Consider the following 4164-nt stretch of genomic DNA (forward strand, 5'->3'; position numbering starts at 1 on the left):
GATCCAGATCGGGGGGGCGGGACGCTGCGCCGGCCGCGGCGAGGGCACCATGTCCTCGAAGCGGACGTATTTTCCCTCGAAGCTCACCCGCTCCTCGGTCCAGAGGCGGCGGATGAGACGGAGGTACTCGTCCGTCATCGCGCCGCGCTCTTTGAACGGAAGCCCGAGGGCGATGAACTCCTCCTCGAGCCAGCCGGGCGCCGCCCCGAAGATCAGCCGCCCGCCGGAGAGTTGATCGATCGTCGCCATCTGCTTGGCCACGACGATCGGATTCCGGTAGGGAAGAATAATCACGCTGGCGCCGATCTTGACCCGCTGCGTAATGGCCGCGAGATGGCCGAGCAGCACGATGGGATCGAGCATGTGCTCCCGGTAGATGATCTCGAAGTTCTTCGGGATGAGCAGATGGTCCGTCACCCAGATCGAATCGAAGCCGAGCGCCTCCGCCCGGCGGGCCGCCTCCAGCGTGCGGGAGACATCCACCGGGTGCCCGTAGTGGGGGATGCAGATGCCGAATTCCATGCCCGGCCCCCTACACCAGCTCGTAGATGTCGACGTACATCCCCACCACCTTCCCGCCGCTCAGGTGGCCGACGAGGACCTCTTCGGTCTTGCCGGGGGTGCCGCTGATCGCCAGGTGGATGTGGACGTAGGGCTGGGGTTCGTCCCATACGACATCCCCCATGACGCGGGGCGGGGCATCGGGCCAGGAGATGTTTCCGAGGCCGAGAAGCTCCTGCTTCTCCTTGAAGGCGCGCGGATCGATGTCAAAACCCTCGTTGCTCTTGAAGCCTGTCACCATGTCGGTCTCGGCGAGCGCCCCGAAGATGAAGACAGAGCCCGCGCGGATGTTCTTCTCCTTCACAAACCGGTTCAACTCGCCGAAAAAATCGTCGCCCCTCTCGAAAACGAGCTGGTAAATCCTCCCGAATTTCTTCTCATGGACCTTCATCGGATTTTCCTCCCCTGTCCGGCTCCCCTTATCCGGCACGCACTTCGTCGTAGAGGCGCTCGAGCCCGGCCCGGAAGGTGTCCTTCCGCTGCTGCGACCAGTAGGCGCCCCGGCTGTCGTCGGACTCGAAATATTTACCGAAAACATCTTCCCGCACCGCATCCTCCCGATCCATCCCCTTCTCAAGGAGGGAAACCATGTCTGCCCGCATCCCGCCGATGTAGTCCCGCAGGCGGCGGACGACCTCCATCCCGCATATCTCGCCGTGGCCCGGGACGATGGTCTCGACGGGCAGGGCCTCCACCCAGTCGAGGGCGGCAAGCCACTCGGCCGCGTTGGCGTCGCGCATCCCGGGCGAAGGACCGTTGATGACGATATCGCCCGAGAAGAGAACACCCTCCTCGGGCACGTAGACCGAGCTGCAGGCGGGCGAGTGCCCGCCCAGGCGGCGGATCTCGAACGTCAGCGGCGGAAGATAGAGGTTCAGCGCATCCTCGAAGCAGATCCGGGGGAGCGGCACCCGGGCCGCCGCGATGGCGTCGGCTTCCTCTGCGCATCCTTGATCCCGAAGCGTTTCGACGAATATTTTTTTTGAGAAATCGTTGTCGCCCTTTGCGATCTCATCGAACACATACCGCGGCGCGATGAACTCCACCTCCGGCACGAAGGCCGATCCCGTGGTGTGATCGCCGTGATAGTCGGTGGCGATCAGATACCGGATGCCCGTAGGGCTCAGCGCGCCGAGCTTCTCCAGCCAGTCCTTCGAGTCGGTGGGCCGGACAGGGCAATCCAGCAGCAGCACCCCGGCCTCCGTAACGGCCGCGCCGACGTTCGCCCAGCTGTACGCGGTTTCCGCGTAGAGATGTTCACTCAGTTGGCGCAAAGCACACCTCCCGGAAAATGCGACGCACGATCAGTGCATCGGCGAGAAAGAAGCGGGCATCCATATCTCCGAGTTCTGGGAGATGACCGAGGCGCGGGAGCTCTCTTTCGTACCGGGCGGCCAGTTGATCTTCGGGTAGCTCCCCCGCACCTCGGCGCGGTGGTTCAGGTCCCGGTAGGGCCAGAAATGGATGTATTCTTCCTGATCCTCGTACTGGATATAGAAAAAGGCAACGCACTTGGAGAGCGTCTCTCTTTCGGCGAGGTACCGTCCCCAACTGGCGAACACGCTGCTTTCGATGGCGCCGGGAAACGCCGCGTAGGTGCGCACCTCGTAGACGCCGCCGTGGGCGCCCGGAAGGGGCGCGGGAAGGAAGGGCGGGGTCTTCACCATCTTGGACACCTCCGTCTTGACCAGCTTCTCGGCCGGCAGCCCCTGGAGGTAGGTCTGCCCCTCTTCCCACTGTGCCATATCTTCGTACGCCCAGACGTGGAGGACGCGGTTCAAATCGCCGATGTCGCAGTGAAACGAGCCCCGCAGGGAGGCCGCCATCGGCCCCTTCTCCAGATGCGCCCCAAAAATTTCGTTGTACTCAGCCGCCCCCCGGTTCTGGAGACTCCGGAACTGAAGTTCATGGATCACAGGTCAAACCCCCTCAGAAACAATGCGCCGCCCCGTGCCGGGGAGCAGCAGCGCCAGGAAGAACTCCGCGAACAGCAAAATGAGCAGAACGTGAAGGGCCGCCTGGAGCCCGAAATAATCTCCCAGCGCGCCCGTCGCGGTCAGCGTGAGGCCCGAGACAAACCAGTTTCCCCCCTGAAGAAGGCTGGCGGCAAGCGCCGGCCGGCCCGGAAGGAGTTCCTGCGCGTAGGCCACGCTCACCCCCATGGATGCGTGCAGCACCAGGCCGAGCGGAAGGATGAGGAGCAGCTTCCCGATCCCTCCGGCCTGAAGAAACGCGAGCAGGAGGGGAAAAGACGCAAGCGCGGAGAGCACGATCACCTTTTTCCTCCCCATCAGATCCGAAAGCCATCCCCCCGCCACGCTCCCCGCACCCCCCGAGACGAGGATAAAGGTCAGGGCCGTTCCTCCCGTCCAGAGCGATTCCCCGCGGGCGGCAAAATAGAGGGGGAGAAAGGCATACAGGTTGATGGTGACCGTATTGCGGAGGATCGAGATGCCGTAGAGAAACGCCATCGCCCCCCAGCCCTCTCTGCTTCCCCCCGACCCCGCTGCCGCGCGCGGCGCCTCTTCCCGCTCCTGCGGCCGCGGCGGAAAATAATAGAGCGCCGCCATGGAGAGGCCATAAAATCCCGTCGCCGCGACAAGGCCCTCGAGTCCGAACCAGGACACCAGGGCCAGCGCGATGATGGGCCCTGCCGACTGGCCGATTCTTCCTGCGGCCACATAGGTCGCCATAACGAGCCCGCGCCGCGTCCCCGAAAGCTCGCGGGCCCGTGCCGCGGCGGCGGGATGAAAACACGCGCCGCCGAACGCGGCCACCGAGAGCATTCCGGTCAGGCCCCAGAAGCCTGTCGCCAGGCCGAAACCACTCCGGAAAAAACCCACCACCAAAGGAGTGGAAAGAAGCCACCAGCGGCCCGGGTAGCGATCGATCAGCCATCCGAACAGGGGTTGCGGCACGGAGTTGAACACGCTCCGGATCGCCATGATCGTGCCGATCATGGTGAGGCTCAACCCCAGCTTGGCCGCCACCAGGGGCGCCAGGGGCGCGAAAAATCCGCTCGACATGTCGTTGACGGCATGCGCGAAGACGAGCGCGGCGAAGGGGACTTTCTGAATCCCTTCGCGGTCCTCCGGTTTTTTCTGCGGCGGGGCGTCGGCTTTCAAATTTCCCTTTCAGGTTCCGCGAACGGCGCCCGGGCACGCGGCGGCGGGTCTAGCGGCAAGCCTAGACAACGATCAGCTCGAAGGGATATTTCGTCACCGCCTCGTTTCCCTCTTCGGTGATGATGTAGGTCCTCCCGAAAAACATGCCCAGTTTTCCGTCCATGGTGGCCGGATTCGGCTCGCTCATGATGACCGCGCCGGGCTGGAGGATCTGCTCGTAGTCGTGCGCCACGATCTCCTCCATCCGGATATGGGGATGGGCGGTCGCGATGTCGATTCCGTGGCAGAGGGTCGGCCTACCGGTATAGCCGTTCTCGATGATGATGTTTCCGGCCCGCCGGACATCCTCGAGCGTCTTCCCGGGCTTCAGGGCGTCCTCGATGGCGCGCGCACTCGTGAGAACGGCCTCGTCCCAGAGCTTGCGCGCCTGATCGGTGGGCTTCCCGATGCAGATGGGATTCCCGATCTGGGCCGTGTA

General features: G+C 64.0%; 6 protein-coding genes. All 6 read right to left on the minus strand.

Annotated elements, in window-relative coordinates; all coding sequences use genetic code 11:
- A partial coding sequence (locus O2807_12870) for an LLM class flavin-dependent oxidoreductase (GenBank protein MDA1001392.1) occupies positions 1 to 522 on the minus strand: 522 nt, incomplete at its 3' end.
- 10 nt (positions 523 to 532) lie between these two features.
- Complete coding sequence (locus O2807_12875; GenBank protein MDA1001393.1) at positions 533 to 952, minus strand: DNA-binding protein; 420 nt, start codon at positions 950 to 952, stop codon at positions 533 to 535.
- 28 nt (positions 953 to 980) lie between these two features.
- Positions 981 to 1835: an MBL fold metallo-hydrolase gene (locus tag O2807_12880; GenBank protein ID MDA1001394.1), complete on the minus strand. Its 855-nt coding sequence runs from the start codon at positions 1833 to 1835 to the stop codon at positions 981 to 983.
- Between the two features lie 30 nt (positions 1836 to 1865).
- A complete protein-coding gene (locus O2807_12885) occupies positions 1866 to 2477 on the minus strand; it encodes an NIPSNAP family protein (protein MDA1001395.1) in 612 nt (203 codons plus the stop codon).
- Between the two features lie 3 nt (positions 2478 to 2480).
- On the minus strand, positions 2481 to 3686 hold the full coding sequence (locus tag O2807_12890) for an MFS transporter (GenBank protein MDA1001396.1): 1206 nt from the start codon (positions 3684 to 3686) through the stop codon (positions 2481 to 2483).
- A 61-nt stretch (positions 3687 to 3747) separates the two neighbouring features.
- The coding region (locus O2807_12895) for a M24 family metallopeptidase (protein ID MDA1001397.1) at positions 3748 to 4164 on the minus strand (417 nt) is incomplete at its 5' end.

The organism is bacterium, from assembly GCA_027622355.1.
GTDB lineage: Bacteria > UBA8248 > UBA8248 > UBA8248 > UBA8248 > JAQBZT01.